Origin of the sequence: Rhodococcus sp. NPDC058639 (assembly GCF_042717545.1) — a bacterium.
Taxonomy (GTDB): Bacteria; Actinomycetota; Actinomycetes; order Mycobacteriales; family Mycobacteriaceae; genus Rhodococcus.
In genome coordinates, this window is the sequence record NZ_JBHXRF010000004.1 from 498,840 (window position 1) to 517,891 (window position 19,052).

Consider the following 19,052-nt stretch of genomic DNA (forward strand, 5'->3'; position numbering starts at 1 on the left):
CCCCACTGCGGGCGCGAGGCCATCCGATACGGGCGACTATCCTGGGCCTGTGTCTCGATCCTCTCGCTCCGGAGCGACTCCCGGCCGGACCACCGGCACCCCGACCTTCTCCGAACAGATGTGGGTGCCGTGGTGGTGGTGGCCCATCGGGCTCGGCATCGCTGCGTTGCTCGCGGCGGAACTCCATATGGGCGCGCCGGGCCTCTACGCCTGGCTGCCGTACGTCCTGCTGCTGCCCTTCCCGATCTGGGCTCTGATCTGGCTCTCTCGCAGCAAGGTCGAAGTCGTCGACGGGGAACTGGTCGTGGGACGCGCACATCTGCCGGTGGAGGTCATCTCACGCGGTGTGGTGGTTCCGGCGTCGGCCAAGAGCGCTGCGCTCGGTCGCCAGCTCGATCCGGCCGCGTTCGTCCAGCACCGGCCGTGGGTCGGGACGATGGCGATGGTTGTACTCGACGATCCCGACGACCCGACGCCCTACTGGCTGATCAGTACCCGGCGTCCCGCCGAGTTGCTCGAAGCGTTGGGCTGCGACGTTTCCACAGGAAAGTAACCAGGGGCAGCACCCGAGGGAAGTGAACTCGGGCCGCGACCCGGTCGCCGCAGCGACCTGAGTTCGTCACACCGAGCGGCCGCGCGGCATGGTCATGCCGAGCGGCCGCGGGGCGACCTCAGGCTGCGGAGTCGCGGGGCGATCTCATGCGGCGCAGTCGCGGGGCGATCTCATGCGGCGCAGTCGCGGCAGATCAGGACGCCGTTCTCCTCGGTTGCCAGTCGGCTGCGGTGGTGCACCAGGAAGCAGCTCGAGCACGTGAATTCGTCGGCCTGCTTGGGCACGACGCGTACCGACAGCTCTTCGCCGGACAGATCGGCACCGGGCAACTCGAAAGACTCGGCGGTATCCGATTCGTCGACGTCCACCACAGCGGACTGCGCTTCGTTACGCCGCGCCTTCAGTTCCTCCAGTGAATCCTCCGACACCTCGTCACTTTCGGTCCGCCGCGGTGCGTCGTAGTCAGTCGCCATGTCCTCTTACCTTCTAATCTTCGTGCGGGCGCTCAGCAGAAGCACCGAAGGTGCTCCCGGCCAAGGCAACGCTCGACGGTGTCATGAAGTTCCCTGGATAAGTCCGGATCCCGGACATACCCGAATACGTTGTATTGCGAGCCCAGGTCGCGCAACTCCTACGACTCGGGCCGCCGAACAATAGCCGACACGGACCCGAAATATGCAATCAATTTCGCAGCCCACCCGGAATTGTCGAGTAATTGTCACCAACACCACAGAAACCCGTGGCATTCCCTCCCCGCGAAGGCGGACACCTCCGGAGGCCTCCACCTTCCGAAGGCACCGCCCTCTAGAGTGAGTGCGCACCATCACCGGCACGAACACGAGAGGCAGGGCGGCGTGGTTTCCCTGATCACCCAAGGCACCGCTACCGACAAGCGCGGCCGGCCGTTCCGTCACCGCCGGACACTGCCGGCAGCGATCGCCGCGGCGGTCCTCGCGGCCGCGACCATCGTCGTCTGGACCTCGGTGTTCAGCTCGGTCGAACCGGTGACCACCACCGTCGCGTGCAACGCCCCGGCCCTCGGCGCATCAGGTCCGGACGGCACTGAGCCCGCGCCGCTCGGAGACGTCGTCGATCGGTCCACCTTGCTCGACGTCGAGCCCGCGTCCCTCGCAGCCACCCGTGTTCGCGTGTTCAACGCCAACGGCGAGCGTGGCCAGGCGACACACGTCGCGGCGCAGCTGAGCGACTACGGCTTCGCCAGCGCGCCGGATGTTCAAGCCGGCAACGACCCCGTGTACCTGGATCAGAACATGCAGTGCCAGGGACAGATCCGGTTCGGCGAGTCGGGTAAGGCCGCCGCGAGCGCGGTCTGGCTGCTCGCTCCGTGCGCCGAGCTGGTCCTGGACGAGCGTGGGGACGACACCGTCGACTTCGCCCTCGGGACGTACTTCAAGGACCTCTCCCCCTCTGCGGACGCGGAAGAGGTCCTGCGGACCCTCCGCGAGGTCCCGGCCGGAGAGGGTTCGGCGCCCCTCGACATCGACCTTCTCACCGCCGCACGCGACGCCCGTTGCTGATTACTTTTTCACTTCGAGTGCAAAAGGGGACGCCGCTCACAATTTCGACGTGACGCGACACAAAGCATATTCGGGTGAACCGGGCGGAATACTCAATTCGGCGCGGAGTGATTTGCGCCTAATTCGGTGAGTAACTCGTTGAAAGCGACCGCAATTCCCGGCGCCGCCGCGACCGTGATCTCTCCGGCGTCGCCGAAGCCCCCGGGTATCCGTACCGTCGCGCCCGCCTCGGCCGCGACGAGCGCACCCGCTGCCCAATCCCACGGATTGAGGCCGTGCTCGTAGTGCGCGTCCACGCGACCCGAGGCCACCATGCACAGGTCGAGCGCTGCTGCGCCGATCCGCCGGATGTCGCGGACCCGCGGAAGGAGCGCTGCGACTATCGCGCCTTGATGGGCGCGCCGGCCCGGAGAGTAGGAAAAGCCCGTCGCCACGAGCGACATCCCCAGGTCGGTCACCGGGTTGCACCGCAGCGGGGTCTCCGTGCCGCGCGCGTCCGTGAGGGTCGCGCCCGCGCCCAGCGCGGCCGAGTACGTGTCGCCGGACGCGATGTCGACGACCGCCCCCGCGATCGATCGGCCGTCCACCTGCGCGGCGACCGAGACCGCCGACGCCGGGATGCCGTAGACGAAGTTGACGGTGCCGTCGATGGGATCGACCACCCAGCACACTCCGGTCTCCCCCGTGCCGGCCGCCTCGCTGCTCCCGCTCTCCTCGCCGAGAAAAGCATCCCCGGGTCGCAACTCGCGCAAGCGGGCGCGGATCAGGTCCTCGCTCTCGGTGTCCGCCACGGTGACGGGATCGGTGTGCGTGGATTTCGTGCGGACCGAATCGGCGCCGTCGGATCCGGGCGGGCCGAAGAGTTCACCGCGACGGGCGCGAACATGGTCGGCGGCCTCTCGGGCAACCGTGACGGCCACCTCGCGCAGGGCGGACAATTCCGAAGGGGTGGCATTTTGCTCGGCAGGCATTTCCTCATCCGAACACACCCGAGCGCGGGACACCAGCGCACCACTCGCGGCTCGCAGAACGGAGATGCACGGGTTCGCGACCCCGCGCCGCGACGGACCACACTATCGTTGCGACACAGGCGCAGTCCGGATTCCCCGGACCGATCCGAGCGAGAGGAACACGTGATGACCCAGGACACCCCGACGATGTCGGCGAAATCGGTGCAGTCGTCGAACCTGGGGTTCGGGGTCGACGTCGGAGGCAGCGGCATCAAGGGTGCGGTGGTGGACCTGGACACCGGGGAACTCGTCGGTGAACGCATCAAGATCCTCACTCCTCAGCCGTCGACACCGGATTCGGTCGCCGCGACGGTCGCCGAAATCGCGGAACAGGCCGGATGGTCCGGTCCGGTGGGTGTCACCCTGCCGTCGGTCCTGATGGGTGGTGTCGTACGCACCGCCGCCAACATCGACTCGTCCTGGATCGGCACCGATGCGCACGAACTGTTCACCGAGGCACTCGGACGTCAGGACGTGTCCATCCTCAACGACGCCGATGCGGCCGGGATCGCCGAAGATCGCTTCGGCGCGGCGAAGGACACCGACGGAGTGATCATCCTGCTCACCTTCGGTACGGGCATCGGCTCGGCCGTGCTGCACAACGGCGTCCTTCTCCCCAACACCGAATTCGGCCACATGGAGATCGGCGGGCGCGAGGCCGAACACATCGCGGCGTCCTCGGTCAAGGACAAGCTCGGCCTGTCGTACAAGCAGTGGGCCAAGGAAGTCTCCCGCGTTCTCGAGCACTTCGAAGCGCTGCTGTGGCCGGACCTGTTCATCGCGGGAGGCGGGATCAGCCGTAAACATCACAAGTGGATCCCGCTCCTGAACAACCGAACTCCGGTCGTTCCCGCCGAACTGCGGAACGCCGCGGGGATCGTCGGAGCCGCATACGCAGCGAAAACCGGCGTAACACCCTGAGTCGCGCTCATCCTCCCCGGACGGAATCGTTACAATGGTCCTCAGCCGGCCGGAACCGGCCTGATCCCGACAGACCTCTCCGCCGGAACACCTCTGGCGCGACGCCGCACTACCTCGTCACGAAAGGGCGTACGTGGCAGCCACCGACATCCACACCGCTGATTCAGAGAACGAATCCGCACCCGTTGCAGGCGCCTCGGGCGCCGCCGCCGACGCTGACGGCACCGCGGCGGATACCGCGCCGAGCACCAAGTCGCCAGCGAAGAAGGCCGCAGCCAAAAAGGCTCCCGCCAAGAAGGCCGCAGCAAAGAAAGCTCCTGCCAAGAAGGCCGCAGCCAAAAAGGCTCCCGCCAAGAAGGCCGCAGCGAAGAAGGCCGCCGGAGCGGCCGGCGAGGAAGAGTTCGACGCCACCAACGTTGCCGATCTCGCCGACCTCGAGATCTCCGAGGGAGAACTCGCCACCACCGAGGATGTCGTGGTGGAAGAGGAAGAGCCCACCGAGAAGGACAAGGCGTCCGGTGACTTCGTCTGGGACGAAGAGGAGTCCGAGGCGCTTCGTCAGGCCCGGAAGGATGCCGAACTCACCGCCTCCGCCGACTCGGTGCGCGCGTACCTGAAGCAGATCGGCAAGGTCGCCCTGCTCAACGCCGAAGAAGAAGTCGAGCTCGCCAAGCGGATCGAGGCGGGCCTGTACGCCGTCTACCGTCTGCAACAGCTCGCCGAGAAGGGCGAGAAGCTGCCCGTCGCGCAGCGGCGCGACATGAACTGGATCTGCCGCGACGGCAACCGCGCGAAGAACCACCTCCTCGAGGCGAACCTTCGACTCGTGGTCTCGCTCGCCAAGCGCTACACCGGCCGCGGAATGGCGTTCCTGGACCTGATCCAGGAAGGCAACCTCGGTCTCATCCGCGCGGTCGAGAAGTTCGACTACACCAAGGGTTACAAGTTCTCCACGTACGCCACGTGGTGGATCCGGCAGGCGATCACGCGTGCGATGGCCGACCAGGCCCGCACGATCCGTATCCCGGTCCACATGGTCGAGGTCATCAACAAGCTCGGCCGCATCCAGCGCGAACTCCTCCAGGATCTGGGACGCGAGCCCACGCCGGAAGAGCTGGCGAAGGAAATGGACATCACGCCCGAGAAGGTGCTGGAGATCCAGCAGTATGCGCGTGAGCCCATTTCGCTCGACCAGACGATCGGCGACGAGGGCGACAGCCAGCTCGGCGACTTCATCGAGGATTCCGAGGCGGTCGTCGCCGTCGACGCGGTGTCGTTCACGCTGCTTCAGGATCAGCTGCAGTCGGTCCTCGAGACCCTCTCCGAGCGCGAGGCCGGCGTCGTCCGGCTGCGCTTCGGTCTCACGGACGGGCAGCCTCGCACGCTCGACGAGATCGGGCAGGTGTACGGCGTGACCCGCGAGCGTATCCGCCAGATCGAGTCGAAGACGATGTCGAAGTTGCGGCATCCGTCCCGGTCGCAGGTACTGCGCGACTACCTCGACTGACAGAGCAACGAGAACGAGGGCCACCCTGCCGGGTGGCCCTCGTTCTCGTTGTTCACTCCGGCACGCCCCTCGCAGATTTCGGCGACGGAGTCGGCTGACGACGCCGGACGCTCACAGTCGCGCGAACCGGCCGTCGTCGCCGGGCCGGTATTCGGTGACCGCGACGACCGCACCGACCGGCAGCGGGCCGTACAGGTGCGGGAACCGCATCGACTCGGGGTCTTCGGGCACACCCGGCTCGTAGCGCACCGGGTCGGTGAGCGCCGAGGGGTCCACGTGCAACAGCAGCAGGTCGGTCCGGCCGGCGAACAACCGGTTGGCGGGCAGATGCACCTGCGCGGGCGTCGACAGGTGCACGAATCCGGTCTCGCTCAGCGACACCGGCGTCACGGCACCTGCGTCCCGAGCCCGGTCCCACTCGTCGCGTGGGCAGAGGTGGAGGAGAATGTCGGTCATCGGCTCATTGTCCTCGTAACCTCGGCACGCCTGCCGATTCGGCCACCGTGAGCAGATCGCCGCCGAGCCCGCGCTACCGGGACTCGCTGGGGCGACGCTGCGCTGTCAGCGAACACACCCCGGGACAAAGCTCCACGTCGGGGCCTTTTCGCAGGTCCATGCGTGAACCGCGACACCATTGGGCACCCCGGGGAACAACGCATCGAACCGAAACGTCTGTCAGAGTAGATCCACCGCGCTACCCCCGGCGCGGCGGACCAGACCCCAGGCACCCGATTTCAGCGGTAGCCAGTTTGGAGGAGTCATGCCCGGTACGTTGACCAGCCCGAAGTTGACCGCTGCAGATCGCTGCGATCGGTGTAATGCTGCCGCTCGCGTGCGCGCCGTCCTTCCGACCGGTGGTGAATTGCTGTTCTGTGGCCACCACGCCAACGAGCACACCGATCGTCTCCGTGAACTCGGAGCGACGATTGCCACCGAAGAGGAATCCGACGCGACCGTCTGATCCTCCGACCCTCCGTCGAGAGCCACACGGCCCCCGACATCCGACCCGAAGCGGGCGACCACAGCAGATGTGGTCGCCCGCTTCCGTCTGTTACCGGCTCTCCGCCTGTCACCAACTCCGCAGGATCGCGATCCGATCTCGCAACTGCTCGACATTGGCCATCGCCGTCGGCGGACCTCCGCACTGCCGGCGCAGATCCCCGTGGATCACCCCGTGCGGTTTACCGGTCCGGTGGTGCACCACCGCGACGAGCGAATTGAGCTCACGCCGCAACTGGGCCAGCGAATCGGCCGTCGCGACCCGCTCCGTGACCTGAGGAGGAGGTTCGTGCGCGGGAACCGCTTTCGGCTTCTCGAGTTGCTGTTCCTGGCGTTGCCGCAGCAGGGCTCGCATCTGGTCCGCGTCGAGCAGGCCGGGCAACCCCAGATAGTCGGCTTCCTCATCGCTCCCGGAGAAGGTGGCCGTGCCGAACGAGGAACCGTCGTAGATCACCTGGTCGAGTTCGGCGTCGGCGCCGAGCGACTGGAACGCCTTCTCGTCCTCGCCCGGCTCGTCCTTGCGGCGGTTGGCGTCGGCGAGCAACTCGTCGTCGAATCCCTCCTTCACCCGGTGGGGTTTGCCGAGGATATGGTCGCGCTGAGCCTCGAGCTGGCTGGCGAGGTCGAGGAGGACCGGAACGGACGGCAGGAAGACGCTGGCGGTCTCGCCTTTGCGGCGGGCACGCACGAACCGTCCGATCGCCTGCGCGAAGTACAGCGGGGTGGAGGCGCTCGTCGCGTACACCCCCACTGCGAGACGGGGCACGTCGACGCCTTCCGACACCATTCGCACCGCGACCATCCAGCGCTGGGTGCTGGCGCTGAACTCCGAGATCCGCTTCGAGGCGGTGGGATCGTCGGACAGGACGACGGCGGGCGCCTCCCCGGTGATGACCTCGAGGGCCCGCGCATACGCACGGGCGACCGTCTGGTCAGTCGCGATGACGAGCCCACCGGCGTCGGGCATTCCCCCGGAACGTAGCTGTTCGAGGCGGGTGTTCGCCGCCCGCAGGACGGCCGGGATCCAGTCGCCCTCGGGATCGAGAGCGGTACGCCACGCTCGCGCCGTCTGTTCGGCGCTCAGGGGCTCACCGAGGCGTGCGGTGAACTCCTCCCCCGCGTTGGTGCGCCAGCGGGCCTCGCCCGAATAGGCGAGGAACACCACGGGTCGCACCACGCCGTCCGCGAGGGCGTCGGCGTACCCGTAGGAGTGGTCGGCTTTGGACTGCATCAGCCCGTCACCGTTCGGCTCGTACGTGACGAACGGAATGGCGCTGTCGTCACTGCGGAACGGAGTACCGGTCAGTGCGAGACGCCGGGTGGCGTCACCGAACGCCTCACGGATGCCCTCGCCCCAGCTCTTGGCGTCACCACCGTGGTGGATCTCGTCGAGGATGACGAGGGTGCGGCGCGCTTCGGTGCGTACCCGGTGCTTGAAGGGGTGCGACGCCACCTGCGCGTACGTGACGACCACGCCCTGGAAGTCACTCGAGGTCTGCCCGGTCGAGTTCGAGAAATTCGAGTCGAGGGCGATACCGACGCGCGCGGCACCCGCGGCCCACTGGTGCTTGAGGTGCTCGGTGGGCGCGACCACCGTGATCTGATCGACGGTGCGGTCGCGCAGCAGTTCCGACGCGACACGCAGCGCGAAGGTGGTCTTGCCGGCGCCCGGGGTCGCCACGGCCAGAAAATCGCGGGGCTTGGTCGCCAGGTACTTGGTCAGGGCGCGACGCTGCCAGGCGCGCAGCTGTCCCGCCGGGGCGGAGGTCGTAGCTTGTCCGACGGTTTCGATGCTCACCGGTTTCTCGTGCTCCTTGTCCGCATAGCTGTGATCGACCTCCGCCGGTGCCGCGACGCAATGCGCCTCGACCGGACGTCGACCGTCATGAAGCCTAACGTCTCCGCGCGCCGATCCCGGTCACGAACCGCGCGCCGACGGTCACCTCCGGCGGGATCGTGGCAGACTTTCCCTGCACCTACCGGCCCGGCTACGCGCATGACGGCACGTCGTCGGGAATCCTGGAAGCAGATGAACGACACACTCCGATCTCCCACTTCCCAGCCCCGCGGCCGCCTGCGGCACGCGGTACGCCGGACTGGGCAGGTCATCGGCCACACCCTGGCGATGGCCTGGAATCACTCGATCTTCAGCAAGGCGGCGACTGCGGCCTTCTGGCAGACGCTGTCGTTGCCGCCGCTGCTGCTGGGGCTGCTCGGCAGCCTCGGTTACGTGGGCGGATGGTTCGGACCCGACACAGTGGACATCATCACATCCAAGATCGTCACGTTCACCCGTACGGCGTTCAGCGACAGCGTGGTGGACCAGATCATCCAGCCCACCGTCGAGGATGTCCTCAATCGCGGGCGCGCCGACGTGATGTCCGTCGGGTTCGTGCTGTCCCTGTGGGCAGGGTCGTCGGCGATCGCCACCTTCGTCGATTCGATCGTGGAAGCCCACCATCAGCAGAACCACCGCAACCCGATCTGGCAGCGCATCTTCGGCCTGCTGCTCTACGTGATGTTTCTCATCCTGGCAGTGTTCACTCTGCCGCTCGTCGCTCTCGGCCCGACGATGATCGGCCGGTTGCTGCCCGACTCCTGGTACACGCTCGGATCGAGCATCGTCGACACGTTCTACTACCCGGGTGTCGGACTGCTGCTGCTCCTCGGTCTGACCACGCTGTACAAGGTCGCCCTGCCGAAGTCGCTGCCCTGGCACCGGTTGCTCGGAGGTGCACTGGTTGCCGGCGCGTTCTTCATCGCCGCGAGCGTGGGACTGCGCTGGTACCTGACGATCATCGCGTCGACCGGGTACACCTACGGAGCGCTGGCCGCGCCCATCGCGTTCCTGCTCTTCACATTCTTCCTGGGATTCGCGATTGTGCTGGGCGCCGAGTTCAACGCGACCGTCCAGGAGTTCTGGCCGGCGCGTGCGACCAGGATGGAACAGTGGAAGGAGTGGCTGTCGGCGCAGGCCGACCAGGTGCCGTCACCCGAACTCGGTCCGGTCACCAATCTCACGCGACGGCTCACCGCCGCCAGCCCGATCCGGATTTCCGATCTGTTGCGACCGGGAGACGAGCAACCCGAGGCCTGCCCGATCGACCGGCACGAGCGATCCGACACCGACCGGGAGTGCATGAAAGTCGACCGGGACGGCGCGGAGAGCACCGCACCCGAGCATGCAGAAGCGGCCGGGGAAGAGAGTTCTCCCCCGGCCGACGATGCCGATGTACTACCGCTGGATCCGGGTGCCGGGACCGTGCCCGAGGCTCACTCGCCGCCTCTACGGAGACCTTCGTAGACCTTCTTGCACTCGGGGCACACCGGAGAACCGGGTTTCGGCGATCGCGTCACAGGGAAAACCTCGCCGCACAGCGCAACAACGTGGGTTCCCATGACCGCGCTTTCTGCGATCTTGTCCTTCTTCACGTAGTGGAAGAACTTGGGAGTATCGTCCTCGGTCGTCTCGTCGGGGGTGGTATCCGGCCGTTCCTTGGTATCCGTGCTCACGTATCCATGATGCCGCACGACGACCGGAGATGCGCGTGTGCATCTCGGGACCTGTCGTGGGAAGGTGGAGGCTATGGCAAGAACTTCAGGTTTCGGTGGATCTCCCGACCACGGATCGCCCGATAACCCGGTTCTGATCACGGAGGCGTCGGCGTCTCTCGAGGACCAGCACCGAGCGCGGGTCCGCAAATACCTCACGTTGATGTCGTTCCGTATCCCCGCGCTCATCCTGGCGGCGATCGCGTACGGCGTCTTCGAAAATCCCTGGATATCGATGGCCATCATCGGCCTGTCGATCCCGCTCCCCTGGGTCGCCGTGCTGATCGCCAACGATCGGCCGCCGCGCAGCAAGAACGAGCCGAGCCGCTGGGACGGTCGTTTCGACGCGAACCCCGCCGTCGAGGCACCGGACCGCCGGGTCATCGACGGCTGACGCACGACGCCCTGCGAGAATGCCGGGGTGGACCGCGACCTGCTTCTGTCGATCTGCCCTGCCCTGCGCACGGCGCTGAGCCGATCCCGCTACGACCTCGACGCCGTGCGGGAACTGCTCGGACCCGAGGCGCACGCCGCATACGGTCGCGGGGAGCCGGTACCGGCGCGCCGCGCGGCCCGCGGGGCGGGCGATCTGGGGCTGCTCGTGCGTCTGTTCCTGTTGCAGGACACCTGCCCCGAGGACGACGCGGCACGCGCCCTCGCGCCCCTGTCCCCGGCCGACGCGATCCGGGCCGGACTTCTCGAACGCGACGGTGACGGCGTGCGCGCCGCACTCGACCTCCGACCGTTCGATGCCGGGACCGGCACGCGGTGGCTGCTCTCGGACCTCGACGGCTCTCTCCGACCCACCGTCACCCGCCCCGACCACGTCCTCGGTGTCGGGCAGGCCTCCCTGTCGCTGCTCCACGCCACCCCTACCGACCGGGTCGGTTCGGTGCTCGATCTGGGCACCGGATGTGGCGTCCAGGCGATCCGTGCCGCCGAGTACGCGGACACGGTGACCGCAACCGACATCACGCCGCGGTGCCTCACCCTCACCGCCGCCGGCGCGGCGCTCAACGACATCGACCTGGAACTGCTCGAGGGATCGTGGTTCGACCCCGTCGCGGGCAGGACATTCGACCGGATCGTCGCGAACCCGCCGTTCGTGGTGAGCACCGGCGACGTCGAGCACAGTTACCGGGACTCCGGAATGGATCTCGACGGCGCCAGCAAGCTGATGGTCTCGCAGGCGGTCCGGTATCTGAACCCCGGTGGGACCGCTGCGATGCTCGCGTCGTGGGTGCACGTCGAGGGTGAGGACTGGCGGGCCCGCGTCGCCTCCTGGCTCCCTGCGCACGGCGTCGACGCCTGGGTCGTCCAGCGAGACGTGGCGGACCCAGCGCTCTACGTGGGTACATGGCTGCGCGACGGCGACGCGGACGAGCGCGACCCCGACGGTGCAGCCCTCGCCGAGCAGTGGCTCGACCATTTCGAACGCAACGGCGTCGAGGGCGTCGGGTTCGGATTCGTCTATCTGAGACGGACCGACAGCCCGTCGGACGTGCTCGCCGAAGATCTGCGGCACGGGTCCACCGATTCCCTCGGGGACGAGGCGATCGACTACTTCCGGCGTGTGGAGTGGCTCCGGAACCACGATGTGCTCGGCGCGCGGTTCACTCTGCGGCCCGACACCGCTCTCGAGCGGGTCTATCTCCCCGGCGCGGAGGGCTGGAAAGAAGCCGTCGTCCGCGTGCACCGCGGCAACGGACCCGGGTGGCAACACGAGATCGACGACCTCGCCGCTGCACTGCTCGCGGGGTTCCGGGCCGACGGATTGCCGTTGGAGGACCTGGTGACGTTGCTTGCCGCCGCACACGGGGAAGACGAGGACGCGCTGACGGCGCAGGCCGTCTCACTCCTTCAGGGTCTGATCCGGCACGGACTCGTCGAACCGGCCTGATTCCCGCGTCTGCGGCGGTGGCGGGTTCCGCCTGGGCGATCTCTCAGCAACTTCTCAGGACGGGCGGCGGGTTTCCGCAGGTCAGTGCGGTGGTGCTCACAGTCTCACGGGAACTATCGGTGGGCTTCCGAGCGTTGAAGCTTGTAAGACACCACCGATGAGGAGGCACGTCATGGCACGCCCCGCAACAACCGCTCGCGTCGATTCGGACATCGACAGCCAGAGCCCCGCCGCTGATCTCGTCCGCGTGTATCTGAACGGGATCGGTAAGACAGCTCTGCTGACGGCAGCCGATGAGGTGGAGCTGGCCAAGCGGATCGAGGCCGGTCTGTATGCCAAGCACGTGCTCGAGACCAAGAAGCGGCTCACTGCTGCGAAGAAGCGCGACCTGTCGATCGTCGTTCGCGAAGGTCAGGCCGCCCGCAGTCATCTGCTCGAGGCGAATCTGCGTCTCGTGGTTTCGCTCGCGAAGCGGTACACCGGACGTGGGATGCCCCTGCTGGATCTGATCCAGGAAGGCAACCTCGGCCTGATCCGCGCGATGGAGAAGTTCGACTACGCGAAGGGCTTCAAGTTCTCGACCTATGCCACGTGGTGGATCCGGCAGGCCATCACCCGCGGTATGGCCGATCAGAGCCGCACGATCCGCCTGCCCGTCCACCTCGTCGAGCAGGTCAACAAGCTCGCCCGGATCAAGCGTGAGTTGCACCAGCAACTCGGCCGGGAAGCTACCGATGCGGAACTGTCGAGCGAGTCGGGCATCGCGGTCGAGAAGATCGCCGATCTGCTCGATCACAGCCGCGACCCGGTGAGCCTCGACATGCCGGTCGGCAACGACGAGGAGGCGCCGCTCGGTGACTTCATCGAAGACGCCGAAGCCACGTCCGCCGAGAACGCCGTCATCGCGGGACTGCTGCACAGCGACGTCCGGACCGTGCTGGGCACGCTCGACGAGCGCGAGCAGCAGGTCATCCGCCTGCGGTACGGCCTCGACGACGGACAGCCCCGCACCCTCGATCAGATCGGCAAGCTGTTCGGGTTGTCGCGCGAGCGGGTCCGGCAGATCGAACGCGAAGTGATGAGCAAGCTTCGCGAGGGCGAACGCGCAGATCGCCTTCGCGCATATGCCAGCTGACCGGGCGCGTCAGCGGTAAAGATCCCCGAGGACCGGGCTGGGTCCTCGGGGATCGTCTTGTCTGTGGGGCGTGCCCCGGTGTTCAGCGCAGGCGCCGGGGCCCCAGATCGAGCGGGTGCGGTTCCGGCCCGACCCGCACATGGGCGTCGGTCAGTTCCACACCCCCCGGGGATGCGAGCAGCGGCTCACAGACGAGATCGCGCACCTCGGGCAGATCGTCGGCGAGAGCCGAGATCCGCTGTACGAAGTCCACCAGCGCCGCCTTGTTCACCGGGGCCGCGTTGCGGTAGCCGGAGAGCAGCGGTGCGGCCTTCGGTGCGTCGATCAGTTCGGTCGCTTCGTCCTCGGTGAGAGGCAGCACCCGGTACGCCCGGTCGCCGAGAAGATCGGAGATGACTCCGGCGAGGCCGAACGAGATGAGCGCGCCGAACGACGGATCGTCCTGCACGCGGATCGCACATCCGATGCCTTTGACCGCCATCTTCTGCACGTGCAGCAGCGGCTCGCCCGACATCGCCGCAAGGTCGCGGTACGCGATCCGCACGGATTCCGCGTCGACGAGATCGAGTCGTACCCCGCTCAGGTCGGGACGATGGCGCCATTGCGCCCCGGTGGCTTTCACCGCGACCGGAAAACCGATCTCCTTCGCCGCCGCGACCGCTTCGGACTCGGTGGTCACCGCCCGGAAATCCGCGACCTGCACGCCGTAACACGCCAGCAGCAGGGCCGCCTCCGTGTCGGACAGGTACCGGCCCTCGGGAGCGGCCTCGAGCCACCCCTGGACGAGCGCGCGGGCCCGTTCGGGATCGATCCCCGCCGGACGCACGACCTGCGACGGCGGCCGGCTGCGCCACTTCGCATAACGCCATGCCCGCGCGAGCGCCTTGGCCGCACGCTCCGGCCCCGGGTACGACGGCACCGACCCGCGGGTGGGGTTGCCGGCGGAATCCCGCACGGCGAGAACGTCGGGGATGCCTTCGGTGGCGAGGAAGGTCGTCACCACGGGCTTGTCGGATCCGGAGACCGCATCGCGCAGTGCCTGCGCGAACGGTTGCACGTCCACCGCGACCGGCGGCACGAACACCGCGATCACCGCATCGATGCTCGCCGAATCCAGTGCATGTGCCACGGCCTCGGCGAACTCGTCCGGGCTCGCCTGCGGCCCGAGGTCCACCGACTCCGGCGCCACCAGTCCTTCTCCGCGTGCGGCGTCGACCGCGAGCACGCCGAGAGCGGTGGAGTTGCCGATCACGGCGACCCGCGGCCCGGCAGGAAGCGGCTGATACCCGAAGAGGAGAGCCGAGTCGAACAGTTGCGCAATGGATTCCACCTGCACGACGCCGGCCTGTTCGAACAGACTGCGCACCATGGTGTCGTCCATCTCGCCGGTACGTGCCGCGAGGGCGGGGGGTACGGCATGGCGTCCGCTCTTGACCGCCACGATCGGCTTGCTGCGCGCCACCCGCCGGGCGATCCGCGAGAATTTGCGCGGGTTGCCGAAGCTCTCGAGATACAGCAGCACGACCTCGGTCGCCGGGTCGGTGTCCCAGTACTGCAGCAGGTCGTTGCCGGACAGGTCGGCGCGGTTGCCGGCGGAGACGAACGACGACAGCCCCACTCCGGTCTTCGCGGCCTCGTCGAGGATGGCGATACCCAGGGCGCCCGATTGGCAGAAGAATCCGACGTTGCCGGGCGCCGGAAGCACCGGTGCCAGGGTTGCGTTGAGCAGGATCGACGGATCGTTGTTGGCCACGCCGAGCGCGTTCGGGCCGATCAGCCGCATGCCGTGGGAGCGGGCGGCGAGCGCGAGTCGCCGTTCCGCATCGCGGCCCTCCGGCCCGGTTTCGCCGAATCCGGACGAGACGACGAGCAGCGCCTTGACGCCCTTGGCGAGACAGTCGTCGAGTACCGCGTCGATGGACTCGGCGGGCACCGCGGCGATCGCGAGGTCCACCTCGTCCGGGATGTCGCGGACCGTGGGATAGGCGCGCACCCCCCGCACCGACCGGTGTTCCGCGTTGACGGGGTACACCGGTCCGGTGAACCCGCTGCGCAGCATGTTCACGAGCACCGCATTACCGACCTTGCGGCTGTCGGTGGACGCACCGATCACCGCGACGCTGCCGGGGCCCAGGATGTTGCGGACGCTGCGCGCCTCGGCGGCGCGTTCGCGAGCGTTCCGCACCGAGACGAGCGCTTCGGTGGGGTCGATGGCGAATTCGAGTCGCACCACCCCACCCTCGAAACTACGGCTGACCTGGTATCCCGCTTCCCGGAACACCGTGATCATGTGCCGGTTCTCGGCGAGAACCTCCGCGACGAAGGTATGCAGTCCGTTCTCGGCTGCCGCACCCGCGAGATGCTCGAGCAGGATCGGCCCCAGACCACGTCCCTGATGCGCGTCGGCGACGGTGAACGCCACCTCGGCGGACAACCCGTCGCCCTCGTCCGGGAGTCCTTCGTACCGCCCGACCGCGATGATCTCGTCGCCGAGCAGCGCCACGAACGCGACACGGGTGTGGTGATCGACGACGGTGAACCGAAACAGGTCCTTCTTCGAAATCGTGGGATACGGCCCGAAGTACCGCAGGTACCGGGTCCGTTCCGACAATTTGCTGTGGAACTCCACGATGCGGTCGGCGTCCTCGGGGACGATGGGCCGCAGATGCACGACACCGCCGTCGGAGGCCAGGACATCGGCAACCCAGTGTCGGGGATAGTCCCGGGCGACGCTGAGCGCGCGCTCGCGTGCCGCATCGGCAGCGATCTCCGCCTCGCTTTTCCCGGGCCCGAGGCCCGGGTCCGCCGGTACTTGCTGGGATTCAGTCACGCGGGTCCTCCGGATCCAGGCCGAGCAGTGGGAACGCCGATCGGCGTGTGGCGATGATCGCCGAGTCGATTCGGGTGAGCGCCCGATCGAGAGACGCCACCCCGGTTTCCGGGGTGCCTCCCGGGCCGTCCCAGGGAAGATAGGACACGTCCGAGTCCTCCCCCATGACGGTCGGCAGATCCACTCCGGGCGCGAGGGCGCCGACCCGTTCGCGCCAGTCTTCCGGGACGGCGGTGGTGAGGTCGATCTCGCGGTCGAGCGCCGCCGCGATGAGGTGGGTCCATGCCCGCGGCACGACGCGAACCAACCCGTAACCGCCCCCGCCGACAGCCAGCCAGCGGCCCTCGCAGTGGCGGTCCGCGAGATCACGCATCGCAAGATAGGAGGCCCGCTGGCCGTCGATGGTCAGCGCGAGATCTGCGAGAGGGTCCTCGCGGTGACTGTCGGCGCCGCACTGGCTGATGAGGATCTGCGGGCGGAACGCAGCGAGCGCGCCGGGGACCACGGCGTGAAAAGCCCTCAGCCACAAGGAATCGACGGTGCCGGGCAGAACGGGCATGTTGATCGAGGTGCCCTCGGCGTCACCCGCGCCAACCTCACTCGACCAGCCGGTATTGGGCCACAGTGTCGCGGGGTGCTGGTGGAGAGAGATCGTGAGCACCCGTGGGTCGCCGAGAAAGGCGTGCTGGACTCCGTCACCGTGATGCGCGTCGACGTCCACGTAGGCGATGCGGTCGTAGCCGTTGTCGAGAAGCCAGGAGATCGCGATCGCGGCGTCATTGTAGACGCAGAACCCGGCTGCCCAGTCGGCCATCGCATGGTGCATACCCCCACCGATGCTCACCGCGCGCCGGGTCCGGCCGGAGGCGATCTCCCGGGCGGCGGCCAGTGTGCCGCCGGCGAGGGTGGCACTCGCCTCGTGCATGCGGGGGAAGATCGGATTGTCCTCGGTACCCAGGCCGTGCGGGGCGTCGGCGACGGCAGCGGTACCGGGTGCGACCGCGCCGGCCCGTTTGACGGCATCGAGGTAGGCCGGGGTGTGGATACGCAGCAGGTCCACATCGTCTGCGGGAGAAGGATGGACTGTCTCGACACCCTCGAGCAGACCGATACTTTTCGACAGCGCCATGGTGAGATCGAGCCGCGTGGGGTTCATCGGGTGCGTCGGGCCCCACCGGTAGTCGAGGTATTCGGGGCTCCACACCACCACTCGATCGCCGCCCAATTGTGTCGTACCGCCCTCTGCGGTGGAGCTAGTGGTCATGAACACAGACGCTACTGGTCCGGGAAGGGACGCGCGAGCAGCCGAGGGCGCCCCCACCGCCCTATTCGCACGGTTAGAATCGGCGCAGACGAAGGGGTGTGAGAGTGAAGGACCTGGTCGATACCACGGAGATGTATCTCCGGACGATCTACGATCTGGAAGAGGAAGGCGTCGTGCCGTTGCGTGCGCGCATCGCCGAACGCCTCGAGCAGAGTGGACCCACCGTCAGCCAGACGGTCGCCCGTATGGAGCGGGACGGCCTGTTGCGCGTCGCCGGCGACCGCCATCTGCAACTGACCGAGAAAGGCCGCGACCTCGCGGTGTCGGTCATGCGCAAGCACCGTCTCGCGGAGCGACTCCTCGTCGACGTGATCGGCCTCGACTGGGAGAACGTGCATGCCGAGGCGTGCCGGTGGGAGCACGTGATGAGCGAGGAGGTCGAGCGGCGACTGGTCGAGGTGCTCAACAACCCGACGACGTCCCCGTACGGAAACCCGATCCCGGGCCTGGCACAGCTGGGCTTGGACAAGGATGCTGCTCCCGACGAGAAGCTGGTGCGGTTGACGGAGATTCCCGCCGGAAAACCGACCGCGGTCGTGGTACGTCGGCTCGCCGAATACGTGCAGTCCGACCCCGAGGTCATCGCGCGCCTGCGTGAGGCCGGAGTCGTCCCGGACGCGCGCGTTACAGTCGAGACGCGCCCGGGCTCGGTGACCATCACCGTGGCCGGGCACCACAGCTTCGAGCTTTCCGACGAGATGGCCCACGCCGTGCAGGTGAAACAGGTTTGATGCAAACCTCTTCACAGGCCCGCTGCGGGCCTGTGAAGAGGGGATCCACAGCGTGAGACTTCTGGTGACCGGCGGTGCCGGGTATGTGGGCAGCGTGTGCAGCACAGTGCTGCTCGAACAAGGCCACGAGGTGGTGGTGGTCGACGACCTGTCCACAGGCAACGCCGACGCGGTCCCCGCCGGTGCCGAGTTCGTCGAAGGCGACATCGCGTCCGTCGCGACCGAGGTCCTCGGCTCGGGCGACGACGGCCCCCGATTCGACGGCGTGCTGCACTTCGGGGCGCAGTCGCTCGTCGGTGAATCCGTCGAGCACCCGGAAAAGTATTGGCAGGGCAACGTCGTCACGACGTTGACGTTGCTCGAAGCGATCCGGCGATCGCGCACTCCCCGTCTGGTGTTCTCGTCGACAGCGGCGACCTACGGTGAACCCGACGAGGTACCGATCGTCGAGGACGCACCGACGAGACCCACCAACCCGTACGGCGCTTCCAAGCTCGCAATCGATCATGCGATTTCGTCGTATTCCCACGCGCACGGCCTGGCGGCGACGAGCCTGCGGTACTTCAACGTAGCCGGGGCGTACGGCGGTGTCGGTGAGAACCGGGCGGTGGAGACCCACCTGATCCCCCTGGTGTTGCAGGTGGCGCTCGGGCAGCGAGACCACATCTCCGTGTTCGGAACCGACTGGCCCACCAAGGACGGGACCGCGGTGCGCGACTACATCCACGTCAAGGATCTCGCCGACGCGCATGTCCTGGCGCTCACGCGGTCGGAGCCGGGTCGCCACCGCATCTACAACCTCGGCAGCGGTGAAGGTTTCAGTGTCCGAGAAGTGATCGCTGCGTGCGAACGCGTCACGGGACAGCCGATCGCGGCGGTCGACGCCCCCCGCCGGGCCGGCGATCCCGCGGTGCTGATCGCGTCGAGCGCCCGGGCCATGAACGAACTCGGATGGGCTCCGAAACACACCGATATCGACGAAATCGTCTCGGATGCCTGGGAATTCACCAAGAGCCTCGGTGGGCGCTCGCACGCCGCGCGCCGCGGCTGAG

General features: G+C 67.5%; 18 protein-coding genes. 11 read left to right on the forward strand and 7 right to left on the reverse strand.

Annotated features, from left to right (window positions below):
* The first annotated feature begins 118 nt into the window (after positions 1-118).
* On the forward strand, positions 119-553 hold the full coding sequence (locus ACFWU2_RS10660) for a DUF3093 domain-containing protein (RefSeq protein WP_169620734.1): 435 nt from the start codon (positions 119-121) through the stop codon (positions 551-553).
* Between the two features lie 170 nt (positions 554-723).
* On the opposite strand, the gene ACFWU2_RS10665 is transcribed toward ACFWU2_RS10660, so the two are convergent.
* Positions 724-1,026: a DUF4193 domain-containing protein gene (locus ACFWU2_RS10665; RefSeq protein ID WP_169620679.1), complete on the reverse strand. Its 303-nt coding sequence runs from the start codon at positions 1,024-1,026 to the stop codon at positions 724-726.
* Between the two features lie 381 nt (positions 1,027-1,407).
* On the opposite strand from ACFWU2_RS10665, the gene cei reads away from it, so the two are divergent.
* Positions 1,408-2,091, forward strand: coding sequence for an envelope integrity protein Cei (gene cei, locus ACFWU2_RS10670; protein WP_378605024.1), 684 nt, complete (start codon positions 1,408-1,410; stop codon positions 2,089-2,091).
* A gap of 92 nt (positions 2,092-2,183) precedes the next feature.
* Here the strand turns inward: cei and ACFWU2_RS10675 are convergent, their stop codons facing one another.
* The gene (locus ACFWU2_RS10675; protein WP_378605027.1) at positions 2,184-3,062 is read right to left on the reverse strand and encodes an inositol monophosphatase family protein; all 879 of its coding nucleotides are present in this window, start codon (positions 3,060-3,062) and stop codon (positions 2,184-2,186) included.
* A gap of 165 nt (positions 3,063-3,227) precedes the next feature.
* On the opposite strand from ACFWU2_RS10675, the gene ppgK reads away from it, so the two are divergent.
* The gene (gene ppgK, locus ACFWU2_RS10680; protein ID WP_378605030.1) at positions 3,228-4,022 is read left to right on the forward strand and encodes a polyphosphate--glucose phosphotransferase; all 795 of its coding nucleotides are present in this window, start codon (positions 3,228-3,230) and stop codon (positions 4,020-4,022) included.
* 133 nt (positions 4,023-4,155) lie between these two features.
* Entirely contained in the window at positions 4,156-5,529 is a 1,374-nt protein-coding gene (locus tag ACFWU2_RS10685) for an RNA polymerase sigma factor (protein WP_378605033.1), read from the forward strand.
* 111 nt (positions 5,530-5,640) lie between these two features.
* Here ACFWU2_RS10685 and ACFWU2_RS10690 read toward each other — a convergent pair whose 3' ends face one another.
* Entirely contained in the window at positions 5,641-5,985 is a 345-nt protein-coding gene (locus tag ACFWU2_RS10690) for a DUF952 domain-containing protein (RefSeq protein ID WP_378605036.1), read from the reverse strand.
* A gap of 304 nt (positions 5,986-6,289) precedes the next feature.
* Between ACFWU2_RS10690 and ACFWU2_RS10695 the strand changes: the two genes are divergently transcribed.
* Positions 6,290-6,490 carry a hypothetical protein gene (locus ACFWU2_RS10695; protein ID WP_378605039.1) on the forward strand — a complete coding sequence of 67 codons (201 nt, stop codon included), beginning with the start codon at positions 6,290-6,292 and terminating at the stop codon, positions 6,488-6,490.
* 108 nt (positions 6,491-6,598) lie between these two features.
* Here the strand turns inward: ACFWU2_RS10695 and ACFWU2_RS10700 are convergent, their stop codons facing one another.
* On the reverse strand, positions 6,599-8,326 hold the full coding sequence (locus ACFWU2_RS10700) for a DEAD/DEAH box helicase (protein WP_378605042.1): 1,728 nt from the start codon (positions 8,324-8,326) through the stop codon (positions 6,599-6,601).
* A gap of 231 nt (positions 8,327-8,557) precedes the next feature.
* Between ACFWU2_RS10700 and ACFWU2_RS10705 the strand changes: the two genes are divergently transcribed.
* Positions 8,558-9,832, forward strand: coding sequence for a YihY/virulence factor BrkB family protein (locus tag ACFWU2_RS10705; RefSeq protein ID WP_378605045.1), 1,275 nt, complete (start codon positions 8,558-8,560; stop codon positions 9,830-9,832).
* Here ACFWU2_RS10705 and ACFWU2_RS10710 read toward each other — a convergent pair.
* Positions 9,802-10,041, reverse strand: coding sequence for a DUF3039 domain-containing protein (locus ACFWU2_RS10710; protein ID WP_169620671.1), 240 nt, complete (start codon positions 10,039-10,041; stop codon positions 9,802-9,804). The two genes, ACFWU2_RS10705 and ACFWU2_RS10710, sit on opposite strands and share 31 nt — an antisense overlap.
* 73 nt (positions 10,042-10,114) lie before the next feature.
* On the opposite strand from ACFWU2_RS10710, the gene ACFWU2_RS10715 reads away from it, so the two are divergent.
* From ACFWU2_RS10715 to ACFWU2_RS10725, 3 genes are all read left to right on the forward strand, one after another.
* Positions 10,115-10,474: a DUF3099 domain-containing protein gene (locus tag ACFWU2_RS10715; protein ID WP_378605048.1), complete on the forward strand. Its 360-nt coding sequence runs from the start codon at positions 10,115-10,117 to the stop codon at positions 10,472-10,474.
* A gap of 27 nt (positions 10,475-10,501) precedes the next feature.
* A complete protein-coding gene (locus ACFWU2_RS10720; protein WP_378605051.1) occupies positions 10,502-11,980 on the forward strand; it encodes a methyltransferase in 1,479 nt (492 codons plus the stop codon).
* A gap of 172 nt (positions 11,981-12,152) precedes the next feature.
* Positions 12,153-13,115: a sigma-70 family RNA polymerase sigma factor gene (locus ACFWU2_RS10725; RefSeq protein WP_169620668.1), complete on the forward strand. Its 963-nt coding sequence runs from the start codon at positions 12,153-12,155 to the stop codon at positions 13,113-13,115.
* A gap of 82 nt (positions 13,116-13,197) precedes the next feature.
* Here the strand turns inward: ACFWU2_RS10725 and ACFWU2_RS10730 are convergent, their stop codons facing one another.
* A complete protein-coding gene (locus tag ACFWU2_RS10730) occupies positions 13,198-15,882 on the reverse strand; it encodes a GNAT family N-acetyltransferase (protein WP_378605221.1) in 2,685 nt (894 codons plus the stop codon).
* 55 nt (positions 15,883-15,937) lie between these two features.
* The gene (locus tag ACFWU2_RS10735; RefSeq protein ID WP_378605054.1) at positions 15,938-17,209 is read right to left on the reverse strand and encodes an acetoin utilization protein AcuC; all 1,272 of its coding nucleotides are present in this window, start codon (positions 17,207-17,209) and stop codon (positions 15,938-15,940) included.
* A 104-nt stretch (positions 17,210-17,313) separates the two neighbouring features.
* Between ACFWU2_RS10735 and ACFWU2_RS10740 the strand changes: the two genes are divergently transcribed.
* Together ACFWU2_RS10740 and galE are read left to right on the forward strand one after the other, a co-directional pair.
* The gene (locus ACFWU2_RS10740; protein WP_378605057.1) at positions 17,314-18,000 is read left to right on the forward strand and encodes an iron dependent repressor, metal binding and dimerization domain protein; all 687 of its coding nucleotides are present in this window, start codon (positions 17,314-17,316) and stop codon (positions 17,998-18,000) included.
* Positions 18,001-18,052: 52 nt separating this feature from the next.
* Positions 18,053-19,051: a UDP-glucose 4-epimerase GalE gene (gene galE, locus ACFWU2_RS10745; RefSeq protein WP_378605060.1), complete on the forward strand. Its 999-nt coding sequence runs from the start codon at positions 18,053-18,055 to the stop codon at positions 19,049-19,051.
* Position 19,052: the final 1 nt, after the last annotated feature.

What these genes read in the sequence shown, in the direction of transcription:
- ACFWU2_RS10735 (WP_378605054.1), bottom strand. Translation starts at nt 17,209, where the DNA reads ATGACCACTAGCTCCACCGCAGAGGGCGGTACGACACAATTGGGCGGC.
- ppgK (WP_378605030.1), top strand. Translation starts at nt 3,228, where the DNA reads ATGACCCAGGACACCCCGACGATGTCGGCGAAATCGGTGCAGTCGTCG.
- ACFWU2_RS10695 (WP_378605039.1), top strand. Translation starts at nt 6,290, where the DNA reads ATGCCCGGTACGTTGACCAGCCCGAAGTTGACCGCTGCAGATCGCTGC.
- ACFWU2_RS10665 (WP_169620679.1), bottom strand. Translation starts at nt 1,026, where the DNA reads ATGGCGACTGACTACGACGCACCGCGGCGGACCGAAAGTGACGAGGTG.
- ACFWU2_RS10690 (WP_378605036.1), bottom strand. Translation starts at nt 5,985, where the DNA reads ATGACCGACATTCTCCTCCACCTCTGCCCACGCGACGAGTGGGACCGG.
- ACFWU2_RS10725 (WP_169620668.1), top strand. Translation starts at nt 12,153, where the DNA reads ATGGCACGCCCCGCAACAACCGCTCGCGTCGATTCGGACATCGACAGC.
- ACFWU2_RS10715 (WP_378605048.1), top strand. Translation starts at nt 10,115, where the DNA reads ATGGCAAGAACTTCAGGTTTCGGTGGATCTCCCGACCACGGATCGCCC.
- ACFWU2_RS10705 (WP_378605045.1), top strand. Translation starts at nt 8,558, where the DNA reads ATGAACGACACACTCCGATCTCCCACTTCCCAGCCCCGCGGCCGCCTG.
- ACFWU2_RS10675 (WP_378605027.1), bottom strand. Translation starts at nt 3,062, where the DNA reads ATGCCTGCCGAGCAAAATGCCACCCCTTCGGAATTGTCCGCCCTGCGC.
- ACFWU2_RS10660 (WP_169620734.1), top strand. Translation starts at nt 119, where the DNA reads ATGTGGGTGCCGTGGTGGTGGTGGCCCATCGGGCTCGGCATCGCTGCG.